Origin of the sequence: Streptomyces rubellomurinus, assembly GCF_000961885.1 — a bacterium.
GTDB lineage: Bacteria > Actinomycetota > Actinomycetes > Streptomycetales > Streptomycetaceae > Kitasatospora > Kitasatospora rubellomurina.
In genome coordinates this window covers 42978-61195 of sequence record NZ_JZKH01000027.1, presented here as the reverse complement: position 1 = coordinate 61195, position 18218 = coordinate 42978, and the positions used below count along the sequence as shown (strand labels likewise).

Annotated in this window: 16 protein-coding genes; 11 read left to right on the top strand and 5 right to left on the bottom strand. The window is 71.6% G+C overall.

The genetic code is table 11. The annotated features are described in order from the left end of the window. The first annotated feature begins 127 nt into the window (after positions 1-127). The 3 genes from VM95_RS15435 to clpX all read left to right on the top strand — a co-directional run bounded on the left by VM95_RS15435 (position 128) and on the right by clpX (position 3004). Complete coding sequence (locus tag VM95_RS15435; protein WP_045696927.1) at positions 128-745, top strand: ATP-dependent Clp protease proteolytic subunit; 618 nt, start codon at positions 128-130, stop codon at positions 743-745. Between the two features lie 56 nt (positions 746-801). Beyond that, on the top strand, positions 802-1464 hold the full coding sequence (locus VM95_RS15430) for an ATP-dependent Clp protease proteolytic subunit (RefSeq protein WP_030283759.1): 663 nt from the start codon (positions 802-804) through the stop codon (positions 1462-1464). A 250-nt stretch (positions 1465-1714) separates the two neighbouring features. Continuing rightward, positions 1715-3004, top strand: a complete 1290-nt coding sequence (gene clpX, locus VM95_RS15425; protein ID WP_045696864.1) for an ATP-dependent Clp protease ATP-binding subunit ClpX — start codon at positions 1715-1717, stop codon at positions 3002-3004. A 79-nt stretch (positions 3005-3083) separates the two neighbouring features. Here clpX and VM95_RS15420 read toward each other — a convergent pair whose 3' ends face one another. Beyond that, positions 3084-3860, bottom strand: a complete 777-nt coding sequence (locus tag VM95_RS15420; protein ID WP_045696863.1) for a hypothetical protein — start codon at positions 3858-3860, stop codon at positions 3084-3086. Positions 3861-3884: 24 nt separating this feature from the next. Then, positions 3885-4688 carry a flagellar basal body-associated FliL family protein gene (locus tag VM95_RS15415; protein ID WP_045696862.1) on the bottom strand — a complete coding sequence of 268 codons (804 nt, stop codon included), beginning with the start codon at positions 4686-4688 and terminating at the stop codon, positions 3885-3887. Between the two features lie 191 nt (positions 4689-4879). Between VM95_RS15415 and VM95_RS15410 the strand changes: the two genes are divergently transcribed. Both VM95_RS15410 and VM95_RS15405 read left to right on the top strand, forming a co-directional pair. Further along, on the top strand, positions 4880-7519 hold the full coding sequence (locus VM95_RS15410) for a valine--tRNA ligase (protein WP_045696861.1): 2640 nt from the start codon (positions 4880-4882) through the stop codon (positions 7517-7519). Between the two features lie 301 nt (positions 7520-7820). Next, positions 7821-8345, top strand: a complete 525-nt coding sequence (locus VM95_RS15405) for a hypothetical protein (protein WP_045696859.1) — start codon at positions 7821-7823, stop codon at positions 8343-8345. 22 nt (positions 8346-8367) lie between these two features. Here VM95_RS15405 and VM95_RS15400 read toward each other — a convergent pair whose 3' ends face one another. From VM95_RS15400 to VM95_RS15390, 3 genes are all read right to left on the bottom strand, one after another. After that, positions 8368-9906, bottom strand: coding sequence for a chitinase (locus VM95_RS15400; protein WP_045696857.1), 1539 nt, complete (start codon positions 9904-9906; stop codon positions 8368-8370). A gap of 180 nt (positions 9907-10086) precedes the next feature. Beyond that, positions 10087-11226 carry a non-hydrolyzing UDP-N-acetylglucosamine 2-epimerase gene (gene wecB, locus VM95_RS15395; RefSeq protein WP_045696855.1) on the bottom strand — a complete coding sequence of 380 codons (1140 nt, stop codon included), beginning with the start codon at positions 11224-11226 and terminating at the stop codon, positions 10087-10089. A gap of 35 nt (positions 11227-11261) precedes the next feature. Continuing rightward, on the bottom strand, positions 11262-12695 hold the full coding sequence (locus VM95_RS15390) for an XrtP-associated glycosyltransferase (RefSeq protein ID WP_244178779.1): 1434 nt from the start codon (positions 12693-12695) through the stop codon (positions 11262-11264). A gap of 184 nt (positions 12696-12879) precedes the next feature. Between VM95_RS15390 and folC the strand changes: the two genes are divergently transcribed. The 6 genes from folC to mreD all read left to right on the top strand — a co-directional run bounded on the left by folC (position 12880) and on the right by mreD (position 18202). Continuing rightward, entirely contained in the window at positions 12880-14271 is a 1392-nt protein-coding gene (folC, locus tag VM95_RS15385; RefSeq protein ID WP_045696923.1) for a bifunctional tetrahydrofolate synthase/dihydrofolate synthase, read from the top strand. Between the two features lies 1 nt (position 14272). Continuing rightward, a complete protein-coding gene (locus VM95_RS15380) occupies positions 14273-14629 on the top strand; it encodes a DUF4233 domain-containing protein (RefSeq protein WP_045696853.1) in 357 nt (118 codons plus the stop codon). Positions 14630-14739: 110 nt separating this feature from the next. Next, positions 14740-15153: a nucleoside-diphosphate kinase gene (ndk, locus tag VM95_RS15375; protein ID WP_045696851.1), complete on the top strand. Its 414-nt coding sequence runs from the start codon at positions 14740-14742 to the stop codon at positions 15151-15153. Between the two features lie 323 nt (positions 15154-15476). Next, a complete protein-coding gene (locus tag VM95_RS15370) occupies positions 15477-16502 on the top strand; it encodes a rod shape-determining protein (RefSeq protein ID WP_045696920.1) in 1026 nt (341 codons plus the stop codon). Between the two features lie 98 nt (positions 16503-16600). Next, a complete protein-coding gene (gene mreC, locus VM95_RS15365; protein ID WP_078859940.1) occupies positions 16601-17554 on the top strand; it encodes a rod shape-determining protein MreC in 954 nt (317 codons plus the stop codon). A gap of 3 nt (positions 17555-17557) precedes the next feature. After that, positions 17558-18202, top strand: coding sequence for a rod shape-determining protein MreD (gene mreD, locus VM95_RS15360; RefSeq protein ID WP_045696848.1), 645 nt, complete (start codon positions 17558-17560; stop codon positions 18200-18202). Positions 18203-18218 lie beyond the last annotated feature (16 nt).

The following is an 18218-nucleotide window of genomic DNA, read 5'->3' as shown; positions in this document are numbered from 1 at the left end:
GCGTTAGGGTCCTTGGACAGCACCATTCACGACGTGATACCCGGAAGCTGTGCGACACCGTGAGAGCCGTGGAGCGGCCCTCCAAACCGACTGAGCAGGTGGCTAAGTGACGTTCCCGCAGATGCAGATGCCTGGCCCGATGGCGCCGCACGCCGCCGCTGGTGACGTGCTCGGCGGCCTTGGCGACCAGGTCTACAACCGGCTGCTGGGCGAGCGGATCATCTTCCTCGGCCAGCAGGTCGACGACGACATCGCCAACAAGATCACCGCCCAGCTGCTCCTGCTGGCCGCGGACCCGGACAAGGACATCTTCCTCTACATCAACTCTCCGGGTGGCTCGATCTCCGCCGGCATGGCGATCTACGACACCATGCAGTACATCAAGAACGACGTCGTCACCATCGCGATGGGCATGGCGGCCTCGATGGGCCAGTTCCTGCTGACGGCGGGCACCCCCGGCAAGCGCTTCTCGCTGCCGAACGCCAACATCCTGATGCACCAGCCCTCCGCGGGCCTCGGCGGCTCCGCGACCGACATCCGCATCCAGGCCGAGCAGCTGCTCCGGACCAAGAAGCGGATGTCCGAGCTGATCGCGCACCACAGCGGCCAGACCTTCGAGCAGATCACCCAGGACTCCGACCGCGACCGCTGGTTCACGCCGGAGGAGGCCAAGGCCTACGGCCTGATCGACGACATCATGCACAGCGCCGCGGACGTCCCCGGCGGCGGCGGCACGGGCGCCTGAGCCTCCGCCCGGCCCACGACACCACCGTCCCAACGCCCCGGAGGACAAGGACCCCCATGAACATCCCCAGCCTGTCGGCCGCCAAGGCCCGCGTCGAGGACATGCGCGCGGAGGGCCGCTACATCGTCCCGCGCTTCGTCGAGCGCACCACGCAGGGCATCCGCGAGTACGACCCGTACGCGAAGCTGTTCGAGGAGCGCATCATCTTCCTCGGCTCGCAGGTCGACGACGTCTCGGCGAACGACATCATGGCCCAGCTGCTGTGCCTGGAGTCGATGGACCCGGACCGCGAGATCCAGATGTACATCAACTCGCCCGGCGGCTCGTTCACGGCCCTGACGGCCATCTACGACACCATGCAGTACGTGAAGCCGGACATCACCACGGTCTGCATGGGCCAGGCGGCCTCCGCCGCGGCCGTGCTGCTCGCCGCCGGCACCCCCGGCAAGCGGATGGCGCTGCCGAACGCCCGTATCCTGATCCACCAGCCGTACACCGAGACCGGCCGCGGTCAGGTGTCGGACCTGGAGATCCAGGCCAAGGAGATCTTCCGGATGCGCGAGCAGCTGGAGGAGATGCTCTCGAAGCACTCCAACAAGTCGGTGGAGCAGGTGCGCGACGACATCGAGCGCGACAAGATCCTCACCGCCGAGGAGGCCGTCGAGTACGGCCTGGTCGACCAGATCATCTCCACCCGCAAGACCTCGCTGACCTCCTGAGGCCGGCACCCGCCGGCGCGGGGCGCGCACCCCGGTGTGCGCCCCGCGCCGGTTCGGACGGTCTCTGCCGCGACGGCATCTGTTCGGTATCAATTCGCCCAGGGCGTAGGGCAGACCCGGCGAAGAGGACGGAATCCCCGGCCCGGCAGAGTACCTTCGGATAGCGAGACCGATCGCCGTCGGGCGTCGACGGTCCACAGCACCAGGCCCCGGAACCCCTGCGGGGCCCCTGGCGAAGGGGAAGCACCTCGTGGCACGCATCGGAGACGGTGGCGACCTGCTCAAGTGCTCGTTCTGCGGCAAGTCGCAGAAGCAGGTGAAGAAGCTGATCGCCGGCCCAGGCGTGTACATCTGCGACGAGTGCATCGACCTGTGCAACGAGATCATCGAGGAGGAGCTCGCCGAGACCTCCGAGGTGCGCTTCGAGGAACTGCCGAAGCCGCGCGAGATCTACGAGTTCCTGGACCAGTACGTGGTCGGCCAGGACCTCGCCAAGAAGGCGCTGTCGGTCGCGGTCTACAACCACTACAAGCGCGTGCAGGCGGGTGAGGCGGGCCGCAGCGGCGGCAACGGCCGCGAGGACGCCATCGAGCTGGCGAAGTCCAACATCCTGCTGCTGGGCCCGACCGGCTCCGGCAAGACGCTGCTGGCGCAGACCCTGGCCCGGATGCTGAACGTGCCGTTCGCGATCGCGGACGCCACCGCGCTGACCGAGGCCGGGTACGTCGGCGAGGACGTCGAGAACATCCTGCTCAAGCTGATCCAGGCGGCCGACTACGACGTCAAGAAGGCCGAGACCGGGATCATCTACATCGACGAGATCGACAAGGTCGCGCGCAAGAGCGAGAACCCGTCGATCACCCGGGACGTCTCCGGCGAGGGCGTGCAGCAGGCACTGCTGAAGATCCTGGAGGGCACCACCGCCTCGGTGCCGCCGCAGGGGGGCCGCAAGCACCCGCACCAGGAGTTCATCCAGATCGACACCACCAACGTGCTGTTCATCGTCGGCGGCGCGTTCGCCGGCCTGGAGCGGATCATCGAGGGCCGCGCGGGTGCCAAGGGCATCGGCTTCGGCGCCAACATCCGCTCGAAGCGGGAGTCGGACGCCAGCGACCACTTCCGCCAGGTGATGCCCGAGGACCTGGTGAAGTTCGGCATGATCCCGGAGTTCATCGGCCGGCTGCCGGTGATCACCAGCGTGCACAACCTGGACCGCGAGGCGCTGCTGCAGATCCTCACCGAGCCGCGCAACGCGCTGGTGAAGCAGTACCGCAAGCTGTTCGAACTGGACGGCGTGGAGCTGGAGTTCTCGCGGGACGCGCTGGAGGCGATCGCCGACCAGGCGATCCTGCGCGGCACCGGCGCGCGCGGGCTGCGGGCCATCATGGAGGAGGTGCTGATGTCCGTGATGTACGAGGTCCCCTCGCGCCAGGACGTCGCCCGCGTGGTGGTCACCGGGGACGTGGTCTCCAAGCACGCGATCCCGACCCTCGTCCCGCGCGACATGATCAAGCGCGAGCGGCGCGAGAAGAGCGCCTGACCGCCCGGAACGCGCGAGGGGCCCCGCACCGTTCGGTGCGGGGCCCCTCGCGCGTTCGGTGTCCGCCGTGCGGCGCCGGTTACTTCGGCACCTCGGAGACCGCGCGCAGGTCGCGGGTGTCGGCGGCGAGCTTGTCCAGGTCGGGCTTGCTGTTCTCGTCCTGGGGCACCTTCATCACCATGACGAGGCTGCTGCTGTCGGCCCAGGCGCAGATGCCCATCTTGGGGGTGTCGGTCTGGGTGACGTTGGCGCACTCCATCTCGCCGCCCTTGGGGCCGGCGTCCACGGAGTGCCGGTCGGTGACCTCCGAGCCCTTGGAGGAGACGCCGTCGAACGCCGCGTCCAGCTCCTTCTTCGGCATCAGGACCTTGCCGTAGGCGCCGGCCACGATCAGGTCCGGCTCCGAGGAGGAGTTCTGGTAGACGCCGGCGACGCCGGTGGGCTTCCAGTTGCCGTCGCCCTTGCCGAGGCTGTCCGTCATCGCCTTCTCCATGGCGGCGCTGACGGGGTTGTCGTCGTTGCGGGTGGTGTCCTTGAAGTTCGCCGGGAGGACGATCTTCTGGGTGCCCGCGTTGCTGGTGGCGTCGTAGACGAAGTACGCCAGCGCCCCGCCGCCGATCACCACCACGGCCCCGATGGTGCCGAGCGTGATCCACAGGCCCTTGCGGGACCGCTTCGGCGGCGGCACCGGGGCGTACGCGCCGCCGTAGCCGGGGTAGGCACCCGGGTAGCCGGGCTGCTGCGCGGCGTCGTAGCCCGGCTGGGCCGGAACGCCACCGTAACCGGGAGCGGCCGGCGGCGGGGTCGCCGGGTACCCCGGCTGCTGGGGCGCGCCGTAGGGGTTCTGCTCGGACACGGGTGTCCCTTTCTGGGTGACGGGTTACTTCGCGACCTTCATGGCGTCGCGGATGGCCCGGGTCTTGTCCGCGGCCTGGGCGGCGGTGAGGCCCTGGCCGCCGGCGCTCTTGGAGAAGCTGACCCGGCCGTAGGTGGAGTTGTCGGCCCAGACGCAGATGGTCGGGCCGGGCTTGCCGATCACGCTGGTGACGCCGCAGGCGAGCCGCCCGGACGAGCTCTTGTCGTCGTTCGCCGGGAAGTCGGTGAGCGGGGTGGACCAGGTGACCGCGGTGGAGGAGTCCTTGCGCGACTGGTCGATCAGCTGGCCCGGGTCGTTGAGCTCGCCGTAGATGCCGGCCACCGAGATGAAGTCGAGCGCGTCCGAGCCCTTGTTGTAGCTGGCGCCGAGGGCGTGCAGGTCCTTGCCGAACTTCGCCGCCTCGGGCTTGCTCTGGTCGACCGGCTTCTCCTCGAAGGACTTCTGGGTGTACCCGTCCGGCAGCGACTGCGGGGCGGTGAGCTTGTACGCGCCGGCCTTGTCCGAGCCGCCGAGGAACTTCCACGCGGCGAACCCGCCGCCGCCGAGCACCAGCGCGCCGATCACCAGGCCGGCCACCAGGCCCCCCTTGCCCTTGCGGGGCGGCTCGGCGTAGCCCGGGTAGCCGCCGTACGGCTGCTGCTGCGGGGCGCCGTACGGCTGCTGGGGCGCGCCGTAGGGCTGCTGCTGCGGGTAGCCGTACTGGGGCTGCTGCGCGCCGTACGGCGGCTGCGGCTGCGGCGGCCCGTACGGGGGCTGTCCCCCGTACGGCTGCTGTCCCTGCGGGTACTGCTGGCCCTGGCCGTACATGTGCGTGTGCTCCCCCGCCGCCCCCGCGGCCTGTACCGGTGTGGTGTCTCGCTCCGTGCACGTCCCGACGTGCGGGCGAGTGCCGTGGAACGCTACCGCACGGGGCCGACCGCGAACCCCGTCGTACCAGCGTGGGAACCGTTCCGAAAGCGGTTCGTAACCCGCCCCCCCGGTTACGTAAACTGTGCGTCGTGACCGACACGACGAACCAGCGCCCCGAGAGCACCTCCGCCGGGGACGACGCGGCAACCCTCCCGACGACCTACACCCCCGCGGACGTAGAGGGCGAGCTGTACGAGCGCTGGGTAGACCGTGGCTACTTCACCGCCGACGCGAACAGCGACAAGCCCGCGTACACCATCGTCATCCCGCCGCCGAACGTGACCGGCGCCCTGCACCTGGGCCACGCCTTCCAGCACACGCTGATGGACGCGCTGACCCGCCGCAAGCGCATGCAGGGCTTCGAGACGCTCTGGCTGCCCGGGATGGACCACGCCGGCATCGCCACCCAGAACAAGGTCGAGCAGCAGCTCGCCGAGTCCGGCCTGTCCCGCCACGACCTGGGCCGCGAGGCCTTCGTGGAGAAGGTCTGGGAGTGGAAGCGCAACTACGGCGGCCGGATCCTCGGCCAGATGCGCCGCCTCGGCGACGGCGTCGACTGGTCGCGCGAGCGCTTCACCATGGACGAGGGCCTGTCCCAGTCCGTCCAGACCATCTTCAAGCGGCTCTTCGACGACGGCCTGATCTACCGCGCCGAGCGCATCATCAACTGGTGCCCGCGCTGCCTCACCGCGCTGTCCGACATCGAGGTGGAGCACGAGGAGACGCCGGGCGAGCTGGTCTCGATCCGCTACGGCGACGGCGAGGACTCGATCGTCGTGGCCACCACCCGGGCCGAGACGATGTTGGGCGACACCGCGGTGGCCGTCCACCCCGAGGACGAGCGGTACCGGCACCTGGTCGGCCGGACCATCAAGCTGCCGCTGACCGACCGCGAGATCCCGGTCGTCGCGGACGAGCACGTCGACCCGGAGTTCGGCACCGGCGCCGTCAAGGTGACGCCCGCGCACGACCCGAACGACTTCGCCATCGGCCAGCGCCACGACCTGCCGAACCTGACCGTCATGGACGAGCACGGCGCGATCACCGTGCACGGCCCGTTCCTCGGCATGGACCGGCTGGAGGCCCGCTCGGCCGTCGTCGGCGCGCTGCGCGAGCAGGGCCGGATCGTCGCCGAGAAGCGCCCGTACATGCACGCCGTGGGCCACTGCTCGCGCTGCCACACCGTGGTCGAGCCGCGGCTGTCGCTGCAGTGGTGGGTCAAGGTCGAGCCGCTGGCCAAGGCCGCCGGCGACGCGGTGCGCGACGGCAAGGTGGAGATCCACCCGAAGGAGCTGGAGCGCCGCTACTTCGACTGGGTCGACAACATGTACGACTGGTGCATCTCGCGCCAGCTCTGGTGGGGCCACCGGATCCCGGTCTGGTACGGCCCCGAGGGCGAGGTCGTCTGCGTCGGACCGGACGAGCAGCCGCCGACCGGCGAGGGCTGGCACCAGGACCCGGACGTCCTGGACACCTGGTTCTCCTCCGGCCTGTGGCCGTTCTCCACGCTCGGCTGGCCGGAGAAGACCGCCGACCTGGAGAAGTTCTATCCGACCGACGTCCTGGTGACCGGCCACGACATCATCTTCTTCTGGGTCGCCCGGATGATGATGTTCGGCCTGTACGCGATGGACGGCGAGGCGCCGTTCAAGACCGTGGCGCTGACCGGCCTGGTCCGCGACGAGTTCGGCAAGAAGATGTCGAAGTCCTCCGGCACCGCCGTCGACCCGCTGGACTGGATGGACGCCTACGGCGCCGACGCCGTCCGCTTCACCCTGGCCCGCGGCGCCAACCCGGGCGCCGACGTGCCGATCGGCGAGGACTGGGTCAAGGGCTCGCGCAACTTCTGCAACAAGATCTGGAACGCGACCCGCTTCGCGCTGATGAACGGCGCCACCGTCGAGGGCCCGCTGCCCGCGCCGGAGGAGATGACGGCGGCCGACCGCTGGATCCTGTCGCGGCTGAACGCCACCGTCGCCCAGGTGGACGCGCTGTACGACGACTACGAGTTCGCCAAGGTCTCGGACGCGCTGTACCACTTCGCCTGGGACGAGGTCTTCGACTGGTACGTCGAGCTGTCCAAGACCACCCTGGCCAAGGGCGACGCGCAGGCCGACGCCTCGCGCCGGGTCCTGGGCGAGGTCCTGGACGTCACCCTGCGGCTGCTGCACCCGGTCGTCCCGTTCGTCACCGAGACGCTGTGGACCACGCTCACCGGCGCCGAGTCGCTGGTCGTCACCGACTGGCCGAAGGACAGCGGCTTCCGCGACGGCGCGGCCGAGGCCGAGATCGCCACGCTGCAGCAGGTGGTCACCGAGGTCCGCCGGTTCCGTACCGACCAGGGCCTGCAGGACCGCCAGCGCGTCCCGGCCGCCCTGGAGCTGGGCGGCACCGCGCTGGTCGCCCACGAGGACGCCATCCGCTCGCTGCTGCGGCTGACCGCCCCCGAGGAGGGCTTCACGGCCACCGCCTCGCTGCCGGTGGCCGGTGCCACCGTCGCGCTGGACCTCTCCGGCACCATCGACGTCGCGGCGGAGCGCAAGCGCCTCGCCAAGGACCTCGCGGCCGCCGAGAAGGAGAAGGCCCAGACCGCCGCCAAGCTCGGCAACGAGGCCTTCCTGGCCAAGGCGCCGGACGAGGTCGTCGCCAAGATCCGGGGCCGCCAGGAGGCCGCCGAGGCCGACATCGCCCGGATCACCGCCCAGCTCGCGGCGCTGCCGCAGGGCTGAGCCTCCCGGGGCCTCCGAGGGGCCGCACTCCGCTTCGCGCGGGGTGCGGCCCCTCGGGCGTTTTCACGGGCGGCGGTGCCGGTGCGGTTTCCGTTCGCCCGATTAGCTCAGCAACATTGCTCCCTTCCGGCGAATATTCATCCTGGACCGGGTGAGGTCTTATTCCGAGCGAATTGATTCCGGTCTTGCCCGCGCGCGTTCGCGGAAGTTTCCAGGTCGGCTGTGTACGGTGTGCTCGGAGTTTCCGCGGCGGGATTATTCCGCGGAGCGTTCTGCTGGGCGACGGACGGGAGGGCACGGCGTGGTGGTGACCGAGGAGTTGGCCGACGAACTGCCTGCCGAGGCGGTCGAGGAGGCCAAGGCCAGGGCGGCGACGCTGCTGCTCGCCTTCCGGCACGGGAACCAGCTCGCGTTCGACCACGAGCTGGACCTGCTGATCGCCGAGCACGCCGAGCGCGAGGTGACCACGCTGCTCACCTGGATCGCCGCGGAGGCCGTCCGCAAGGCGTACGCCCCCGAGGTCGGCGACCGGGTGCTGCGGGCGATGGCGCGACGGGCCCCGGCCGACACCGGCGCGGTGGCGGTGGACGAGGAGACCGCCGACGCCGCCCGGCTGATCGAGGCGGTGGCGGCCGGCGAAGTGGCCGAGGTGCGCGGGCTGGTCGCCTCCACCGCCGACACCACCTTCCTGCTGGGTGGCCTGCTGCAGGGCGTCGCGATGATGCTGCCGCTGCTGCCGGAGGGCGAACTGGCCGAGATCACCGCCGAGTTGCGCCGCCGCGGCGGCGTCGTCGCGCAGGTCCCGGAGGCCCGGGCCGGGGTCTGACGGCCCGGGCCTGCCCGGTCGGTCACGGCATGGCGTGCAGGTGGGCGCCGATGGTGTTCGAGACCGGGTTGCCGGCGCCGGCGTCCCAGTTGGTGGACCAGGTCATCGCGCCGCCGATGCCCGGCCAGGTGGCGTCGGGCTTGTAACTGCCGCAGTTGGTGCCGCTCGCCAGGCAGTCCAGCGCGTTGTTCACCACGTTCGGGCTGACGTACCCGCCGCCCGCCGCACTGGTCGAGGCCGGCACCCCGAGCCCGACCTGGTCGGGCCGCAGCCCGCCCTTGAGCTGGATGCAGGCCAGCGCGGTGAGGAAGTTCTCGGTGCCCTGCGAGTAGACGTTGCCGTCGCAGCCGTTCATCGCGCCGGAGTTGTAGTACTGCATGTTGACGATGGTGAGGACGTCCTTCACGTTCAGCGCCAGCTTGAAGTACTCCGTGCCGGTCGACTGCATGTCGATCGTCTGCGGCGCCATGGTGAGGACGAACCCGCTGCCCGCCTTCGCCGCCAGCGCGTGCAGCGCCTGGCCCAGGTAGGCGGAGTCGATCCCGTTCTCCAGGTCGATGTCGATCCCGTCGAAGCCGTAGTTCTGGATCAGCGACCAGGCGCTGTCGGTGAAGGCGGCGGCGGAGGAGGAGTCGCCGACCCACACCGTGCCGTTCTGCCCGCCGATGGAGAGCACGACCTTCTTCCCGGCGGCCTTCTTGGCCGCGATGTCGGCCTTGAACTGGGCGTCGGTGTAGCCGCCGAGCCGGGAGGAGAGCTTCGGGTCGAGGGTGAAGCTCAGGGCGCCGCGGGTGGCGGTGGCGTCGGCGAAGGCGACCGCGATGATGTCGTACGCGGCCGGGACGTCGCCGATCCGCTGGACGGCGGCGCCGTTGTCGAAGTTCTGCCAGTAGCCGGTGAGCAGGTGCCTGGGCAGGCCGGGCGGCTTGGTCGGCGTCGCGGTGGCCGTGGCCGTCGCGGTGGGGCTGGGTGAGCCGGTGGCCGTCGCGGTGGGGCTGGGTGAGCCGGTGGCGGTGGCGGTCGGGCTCGGGGAGGGCGGGGTGCCGCCGGGGCCGAGCAGGGAGACGTCGTCGGCGAGGAAGGCCGGCTGCCCGTACCAGCCGTGCAGGTAGACCGTGATGCTGGTGGTGTTCGGGCCGGTGGTGAAGTCGGTGCTCAGCTGGGTCCAGCCGCCGGAGCTCGTCCAGGTGCTCGGGTCGGCGCCGCCGGTGCCGCGGGCGCCGAGGTAGACGTACGAGCCCTGCACCCAGGCGCTCAGGTGGTAGCCGGCGGAGGGCTTCACGGCGACGGTCTGGGTGCACTCGCCGGTGTCGCCGCCGCCCGGGGTGGACTGCAGGGCGTACCTGCCGGTGTGCGCGGTGGTGCTCTGGACGGTGCCGCCGGTGCAGGTCCAGCCGCTCGGGTCGCCGGTCTCGAAGCCGCCGTTGGCGATCAGTTCACCGTCGGCGGCGTGCGCGCCGGTGCCGGCGACGGCGAGCCCGGCCAGGCCGATGACGAGCGCGCTCGCCCCGGCCAGCAGGGAGTGGACGGCGCGCGGGCGCCGGTGTCGGGCAGGTGGCATGACTCCATCTCCAGTGGGGGAGGCCCGGCGGCGCCCGGGTGGGGGTGGAGCGCCGTCCGGGGTGTCGATGGTGCGCGTGCGGGAGCTACCGACAACTCAAGTCCCGCTCGGGGAAGGGGACTTGCCTCACAAGGTGGAGTAGACCAATCCGGCTGTCAAGAGGGAGCGGCCGCCCCGGTGTCAGGCCGCCCGCAGGAACGCCCCGGCGGGCTCGGCGAGTTCGGCGGTCAGCGCGGCGATCCGGGCCGAGGCCAGGCCGTCGCCGTACGGGCTCGGGGTGGCCGTGAGGCGCGCCAGCCGCTCGGGGGTGTCGGACAGCCACGCGCGGGCGAGCGCGCCCAGTTCCTCGCCGGGCCGCACCAGCGCGGCGAAGCCGGCCGCCATCGCCTCGGGGCGCTCGGTGGAGCGGCGCACCACCAGCAGCGGGCGGCCGAGCACGGTGCACTCCTCCTGCACGCCGCCGGAGTCGGAGACCAGGAGCGCGGCGTGGTTCGCCAGGCCCAGGAAGTCGCCGTAGCCGATCGGTTCGGTGACGGCCAGGTGCGCCAGCAGGCCGTCCAGGGCGAAGCGTTCGACGGCCGCCCGGGTGCGCGGGTGCATCGGGAACAGCACCGGGGTGCCGGCGCGGGCGATCCGGTCCAGTTCGGCGAGGACGGCGCCGAGCGCCTCGGCGGTGTCGGTGTTCTCCGGGCGGTGCACGGTGGCCAGCACGTACGCGTCGGGGCGCAGCCCGTGCGCGGCGAGCAGGGCGGCGCGGGCGGTCTCGTCCGGCAGCCGGCGGCGGACCACCTCGACGACGGTGTTGCCGGTGAGGGCGATCCGCTCCTCGGCGAGCGCCTCGGCGCGCAGGTTGGCGACGTTGTCGCCGGTGGCGGCGCAGAGCAGGTCGGAGACGTGGTCGACCATGACGCGGTTGTGCTCCTCGGGCATGGCCCGGTCGTGGCTGCGCAGCCCGGCCTCGACGTGCACCAGCGGGATCTCCCGGGCGTTGGCGGCGAGCGCGCCGGCGAGGGTGGCGTTGGTGTCGCCCTGGACGACGACGGCGGCGGGGCGGTCCTCGGCGAAGGCGGCGTCGAGCTGGGCGAGGGACTGGGCGATCTGGCCGGCCCGGGGGCGGCCGCCGACGCCGGTGAGCAGTTCGGGCCGGGGCAGGTCGAGGTCGCGCAGGAAGCGGCCGGACATCGCCTCGTCCCAGTGCTGGCCGGTGTGCACCAGGCGGGTGGCGTCGCCGAGCTCGTGGATCAGCGGGGCGAGCTTGACCAGCTCGGGGCGGGTGCCGAGGACGACGGCGACGCTGGACGGGGGCAGGCACGTGCTCATGGGGGTGCTCCGGAGGTGCGGGTGGGGGAGGGGGCTCAGGATTCGAGGGCAGTGGGGGCGCCCACGGTGACCTTCTCGGCGTTGCGCCGGGTCTTGGCCCAGCCGTTGCGGCCGAGCAGCATCCGGGCGGCGGCGCGGGTCGCGACCACGAAGAGGTGGTAGGCGTACAGCCAGACCAGGACGCCCCAGAGCAGCCCGGTGAGCCGGCTGCGGTCGGGGTGGACGTGCCTGCGGTAGGCGAGGCCCCAGAACACCATCGGCAGCGTGGCGAGCACGAAGGCGAGCAGCATCCACGGCCCGTACCGGAGCTGGAAGTCGGCGGTCTCGGCGGGGAAGAGCACCAGTCCGGCGGCGGTGATGGCGAGCGAGAGGGGGAGGAGCAGGACGAGCAGCACGCAGACGACCGGCTGCAGGAAGGTGTACATCACCTCGGCCTTGCCGGCCGGGGTGTAGTGCGGGGAGCGCAGCACCCGGCCGGTGTAGCGCAGGCACTGCATGTTGCCCTGGGCCCAGCGGGTGCGCTGGGTGAGGAAGCGGCGCACCGAGATCAGGCCCTCCTGGGAGACGTTGGTCTCGGTGACGTGGGTGAGCCGCCAGCCGGCCAGGCGCAGGTCGAGGCCGGACTCGTAGTCCTCCAGCAGGGCGCGCTCGGGCCAGGGGCGGCCGGCCCGGCCCTCCTCGACGGTGAGCGAGTCGAGGGCGGTGAGCCGGACGAACTGGCCGTTGCCGCCGAGGCCGACGCTGCCGGTGCGGCGGCGCAGCAGCTGCATGCCGGCGTTGTTGGCCCGGAACTCGACGTCCTGCATCCGGACGAGGGCGCGGGCCAGGGCGTTGGCGGCGCGGCCGCGGCCGGGCAGCGGGAGTTCGTCGTCGGCGTTGCGCATCCGGACGCCGATCTGGACGGCGCCGGTGTCCTCGCGGCCGAGGGCCTTGGGATTGCAGACCTGGCCGAGGGTGCCGGGTTCGAGCTGTCCGTCGGCGTCGACGACGCCGATCACCACGCGGGAGCGGTCGGCGGAGGGCGGCAGCCAGGCGGAGATCTCGCGGTAGGCGGCGTTGAGGGCGGCGCCCTTGCCGATCCGGGCGTGCGGGCGGCGGCGCTGGACGAGGTGGACGCGCGGGTCGCGGTCGGCGGCGGCGAGGACGAGGTCGCGGGTGGTGTCCTCGCTGTCGTCGTCGATGACCCACAGGTGGGCCTCGGGGGCGGCGGCGCGCAGGCCGTCGAGGGTCTGGGTGACCACGGCCTCCTCGTCGCGGCAGGGGATGACCAGGTGCCACTGGAAGGCGGCGGGGTCGCCGGGTTCGGCGGGCGCGTTGTGCCGGTAGGCGTGCCGGGAGCCGGCCCAGTAGACGAGGAAGCGGCCGAAGACGAAGACCATGTAGCCGACGAGGGCCAGGGAGATCAGTGAGGCGAACCGGACCACGGTCTCCTGGCGGAGGACGATCCAGTCGTGCAGAGCGTCGGGCATGGCGCGGTTCTCCTCGTGATCAAAGGTCTGCGGCTCCTCGTGGTTGCGAATCGATGCTTTCTAGTGGCTCAAATCGCTGGATCGATAGTAAATCGGGCAAACTGGGAGCACCAGGCAAAGGCTGGGCAAAGTGGTGCGTCTCACCCCGTGGGGACACGCCGCCGACGCTCCGTAGACTGTGGTCGTGAGCGACAAGGCCGACCCGAACCCGTACACCCTTCGCCCCGCGGACGGCTCCGCCGGCGACGCCCTGCGCGACGTCGAGGTGGAACTCTCCAAGCGCTGGCCGGAGAACAAGCTGGAGCCCTCGCTCGATCGGATCGAGGCGCTGATGGACATCCTGGGCCAGCCCCAGCGGTCCTTCCCCTCCATCCACATCACCGGCACCAACGGCAAGACCTCCACCGCCCGGATGATCGAGCAGCTGCTCAACACCTTCGAGCTGCGCAGCGGCCGCTACACCAGCCCGCACGTGGAGTCCGTCACCGAGCGGATCAGCCTGGACGGCGCCCCGATCACCCCGGAGCGCTTCGTCGAGGTCTACCGCGACATCGAGCCGTACGTGCGGATGGTCGACGCGGCGCAGCCGGTGCCGATGTCCTTCTTCGAGGTGCTGACCGGCATGGCCTACGCGGCCTTCGCCGACGCCCCGGTGGACGTCGCCGTGGTCGAGGTCGGCATGGGCGGCTCGTGGGACGCCACCAACGTCATCGACGCCGCCGTCTCGGTGATCACCCCGATCGGCCTGGACCACACCGACAAGCTCGGCGAGACCACCGGCGAGATCGCGGTCGAGAAGTCCGGGATCATCAAGTCCGGCGCCGTCGCCGTCGTCGCCCAGCAGCAGCTGGACGCCGCCCAGGTCATCCTGCGCCGGGCCGTCGAGGTCGACGCCACCGTCGCCCGCGAGGGCATGGAGTTCGGCGTGATCCGCCGCGAGCTCGCGGTCGGCGGCCAGCTGGTGACGCTGCGCGGGCTCGGCGGCGCGGAGTACGAGGACGTCTTCATCCCGCTGCACGGCGAGTACCAGGCACAGAACGCCGCCCTCGCGCTGGCGGCCGTCGAGGCCTTCTTCGGCGTCGGCGGCGCCCGCGGCGGGCAGCTCGACGTGGACAAGATCCGCCAGGGCTTCGCCGGCGTCTCCTCCCCGGGCCGCCTGGAGGTCGTGCGCCGCAGCCCCACAATCCTCCTGGACGCCGCGCACAACCCGCACGGCGCCCAGGCCACCGTCTCCGCGCTCACCGAGTCCTTCGGCTTCACCCGGCTGGTCGGTGTGATCGGCACCTCGGGGGACAAGGACGTGGCCGGCCTGCTGGAGGCCTTCGAGCCGATCCTGGCCGAGGTCGTCATCACCCAGAACTCCACCCACCGCGCGATGGACGTCGACGCGCTCGCCGCGCTGGCCGTCGACGTCTTCGGCGAGGACCGGGTGCAGGTCGAGCCGCGGCTCGACGACGCCATCGCGGCCGCCGTCACCCTCGCCGAGGAGGAGGGCGACCTCGGCGGCGCCGGGGTGCTGGTCACCGGTTCGGTCATCACGGTGGGCGAGGCCCGCCTGCTGCTCGGGAGGAAGTGACATGAGGACGCTCTGTTCCTCGACGCTGATCGGCGAAGCGCTCCTGGTCATGTTCGCGGCGCTGGTCGCGATGCGGCTCACCGACGTGTCCACCGGCACGATCTGGCTGGTCAGCGGCATCGCGATGGCCCTGTGCATCGCGCTCTGCGGCATGATCAACCGCCCCGGCGCGGTGCCGCTCGGCTGGGCGCTGCAGATCGGCCTGATCGCCAGCGGCTTCCTGCTGCCGACCATGTTCGGGCTCGGCGTCGTCTTCGCCGGCCTGTGGTGGTGCTCGGTGCACTACGGCCGCAAGGTCGACGAGTTCAAGGCCGCCCGCGCCGCCGCCGAGGCCGCGTACGCCGCCGCCCGCGCCTAGTGGTGTAGACCGGCAAGCCGACACGCCGTGCACGCAAGGTAACCTCTGCCGTGTCGGCTCCCGCCCGTCGGCCCGACCGCCCGCCGTACCGAATCCCCAGGAGACGCACCGTGTCCCAGCGCACTCTCGTCCTGCTCAAGCCCGACGCCGTCCGCCGCGGCCTGGCCGGCGAGATCATCAGCCGCATCGAGCGCAAGGCCGGCTGGCGGCTGGCCGCCGTCGAGCTGCGCACCTTCGACCGGGAGATCCTGGAGCAGCACTACGCCGAGCACGTCGGCCGCCCGTTCTACGAGCCGCTGCTGGAGTTCATGACCTCCGGCCCGTCGATCGCGCTGATCGTCGAGGGCGAGGAGGTCGTGAAGGGCATCCGCATGCTCGCCGGCGCCACCAACCCGCTGGAGGCCGGCGCCGGCACCATCCGCGGCGACTACGCGACGATCACCCGCGAGAACCTGATCCACGCCTCCGACTCCCCGGAGTCCGCCGAGCGCGAGATCAAGATCTTCTTCCCGGCGCACGCCTGAGCCGCGGACCCGGCGACACACCCGGGTGACCTTCGGCATGCCCCGGTCGGGACCATTGGCCCGGCCGGGGCATTCTTATCGTGAAATAAGCAACCACGGGCGCCGACACGGCGTCCCAATGCTCGGAGAAGCGATCACGCTCCGGACAATGGACGGTATGCCCCACCTCGCCGTCCGTACCGCACGGCGTGACTACGATGGACGCGACTCGAGGGCCCGGTAACGCAGCTCAGCTGGTCTCCGGCCAAGCGTGGGCGCACGCATTCGTCCACCCTCCAAGAACTCCGAGCCCGGGAAGGCACCCACACCCCATGGCGAGCAACCTGTCGTTCATCGGCCGCGACTTGGCGATCGACCTCGGAACTGCCAACACGCTGGTGTACGTCAGGGGCAAGGGGATCGTCCTCAACGAGCCGTCCGTCGTCGCGGTCAACACCAACACCGGCGGCATCCTCGCGGTCGGCGCCGAGGCCAAGAAGATGATCGGCCGCACCCCCGGCAACATCGTCGCCATCCGCCCGCTCAAGGACGGCGTGATCGCCGACTTCGAGATCACCGAGCGGATGCTGCGCTACTTCATCCTCAAGATCCACCGCCGCCGCTACCTCGCCCGCCCGCGCGTCGTGGTCTGCGTGCCCTCCGGCATCACCGGCGTCGAGCGCCGCGCCGTCATCGAGGCCTCCTCGCAGGCCGGCGCGCGCCAGGTGCACATCATCGAGGAGCCGATGGCCGCCGCCATCGGCGCCGGCCTACCCGTCCACGAGGCCACCGGCAACATGGTCGTCGACATCGGCGGCGGCACCACCGAGGTCGCCGTCATCTCCCTCGGCGGCATCGTCACCGCCCAGTCCATCCGGGTGGCCGGCGACGAACTGGACAACGCCATCGTCCAGCACATCAAGAAGGAGTACTCCCTCCTCCTGGGCGAGCGCAGCGCCGAGCAGATCAAGATGAGCATCGGCAGCGCCTACGGCCTGGAGGGCGAGAAGGACGAGCACGCCGAGATCCGCGGCCGCGACCTCGTCAGCGGCCTGCCCAAGACCGTCGTCATCTCCGCCGCCGAGGTCCGCGAGGCCATCGACGAGCCGGTCAACTCGATCATCGACGCGGTCAAGACCACCCTCGACCAGTGCCCGCCCGAGCTCGCCGGCGACGTCATGGACCGCGGCATCGTGCTCACCGGCGGCGGCGCCCTGCTGCGCGGCCTGGACGAGCGGCTGCGCCGCGAGACCGGCATGCCGATCCACATCGCCGAGAACCCGCTCGACTCCGTCGCACTCGGCTCCGGCAAGTGCGTCGAGGAGTTCGAGGCGCTCCAGCAGGTACTGGACGCCTCGCCGCGCCGTTAGTACCACGACGACACCCGACACCGACTCAACTGAACGGGCCGCCGCCCCGGGCCCACAGCCCGGGCGGCCGCCAGGTACGAAGGGGCAGTACCAGCACCGTGAGGGACACACGAGAGAGCCGGCTACTGCTCATCCTGCTGGTGGCCGTCGCCTTCGCGCTCATCACCGTGGACATCAAGGGCGGTGAGGACTCCCCGCTCGGCGGCGCCCGGCACGCCGCCGCGAGCCTCCTCGGCCCCGTCGAGCGCGGCGCCGCCACCGTCGTCGACCCCGTCGCCGACACCGTCCGCGCCTTCCGCGACGCCGCCACCGACAGCGGCCGCAGCGACCAACTCGCCCGCGAGAACACCGAACTGCGGCAGAAGCTCGCCTCCTCCGACATGGCCGCCGGCCGCACCAAGCAGCTCGACGACCTGCTGCGCACCGCCGGCGCCGGCGGCTACACCATCAAGGCCGCCCAGGTCATCGCGATCGGCCCGGCCCAGGGCTTCTCCTGGACCATCACCATCGACGCCGGCGGCGACGACGGCCTCACCCGCGACATGACGGTCGTCAACGGCCAGGGCCTGGTCGGCCGGATCACCACCGTCGCCCCGACCACCGCCACCGTGCTGCTCGCCTCCGACCCCGGCTTCTCGGCCGGCACCCGGCTGGAGGGCACCGGCGAGATCGGCTTCGCCTCCGGCGGCGGCGACAGCCCGATGAAGGTCTCGCTGCTCAACGGCAAGGCCCAGGTCAAGGCCGGAGACCGGCTGGTCACCTTCGGCTCGCAGAGCGGCCGCCCGTTCGTGCCCGGCGTGCCGGTCGGCAAGGTCACCGAGGTCCAGGCCAACGCCGGACAGCTCACCAAGACCGTCCTGGTCGAGCCCTTCGTCCAGTTCACCCGGCTCGACCTGGTCGGCGTCGTGGTCGTGCCGCCGCGCACCGACCCGCGCGACGCCGTCCTGCCGCCCGCCGCCGCCCCCGGGCAGCCGCAGGCCCCGGCCGCCCCCGCCCAGCCGCAGGCCACCGCGCCCGCCGCCCCGCCCGCCAAGCCCACCGGGGGGAACTGAGCCATGCGCCTCGCCCGCATCCCCGTCTCCGCCGTGCTGACCCTGCTCGGCCTGATCCTCCAGGTCAGCGTCTTCGGCCGGCTCCAGCTCCCGGGCGCCACCCCGGACATACTGCTGCTCGTCGTGGTCGGCCTGGCCATGGTCTACGGGCCGACCGGCGGCTGCCTGGTCGGCTTCTCGGCCGGCCTGCTCGCCGACCTCGCCCCGCCCTCCGACCACGCGATCGGCCGCTACGCCCTGGTGCTCTGCCTGATGGGCTACGCGGCCGGACTGCTGCGCCCCGAGCACGGCCGCCAGCGCTCCGTCTCCAGCGCGCTGCTGGTGGTCGGCGCCGCCGCGATCGCCTCCACCCTGCTGTACGCGATGGTCGGCGCGCTGGTCGGCGACACCGCCGCCCGGCACGTCGGCCTCGGCGGCCTGGTGATCAGCGCCCTGCTGTACGACCTGCTGCTGGCCCCGTTCGTGGTGCCGCTGGTGATGCTGCTCGGCCGCCGCTTCGGGCGCGACCCGGTGGCCGCCGCCAGCGGCGACGACGACACCGGCGGCCCGGGCCTGGGCTCGCTCGCCCGCTACCGCACCACCCGCGACGTGTCGGCCGGCCCGACGTACAAGAAGCGGCGCGTGCCCGGCTTCGCCCGCCGCCCGTAACCCCGAACTCTTCCCG

Excerpts from the sequence above, each read along its gene's own strand:
- VM95_RS15380 (WP_045696853.1), top strand. The coding sequence starts at position 14,273 with ATGAGGACGCTCTGTTCCTCGACGCTGATCGGCGAAGCGCTCCTGGTC.
- wecB (WP_045696855.1), bottom strand. The coding sequence starts at position 11,226 with ATGAGCACGTGCCTGCCCCCGTCCAGCGTCGCCGTCGTCCTCGGCACC.
- VM95_RS15435 (WP_045696927.1), top strand. The coding sequence starts at position 128 with ATGCCTGGCCCGATGGCGCCGCACGCCGCCGCTGGTGACGTGCTCGGC.
- VM95_RS15400 (WP_045696857.1), bottom strand. The coding sequence starts at position 9,906 with ATGCCACCTGCCCGACACCGGCGCCCGCGCGCCGTCCACTCCCTGCTG.
- VM95_RS15430 (WP_030283759.1), top strand. The coding sequence starts at position 802 with ATGAACATCCCCAGCCTGTCGGCCGCCAAGGCCCGCGTCGAGGACATG.
- VM95_RS15390 (WP_244178779.1), bottom strand. The coding sequence starts at position 12,695 with ATGCCCGACGCTCTGCACGACTGGATCGTCCTCCGCCAGGAGACCGTG.
- mreD (WP_045696848.1), top strand. The coding sequence starts at position 17,558 with ATGCGCCTCGCCCGCATCCCCGTCTCCGCCGTGCTGACCCTGCTCGGC.
- VM95_RS15415 (WP_045696862.1), bottom strand. The coding sequence starts at position 4,688 with ATGTACGGCCAGGGCCAGCAGTACCCGCAGGGACAGCAGCCGTACGGG.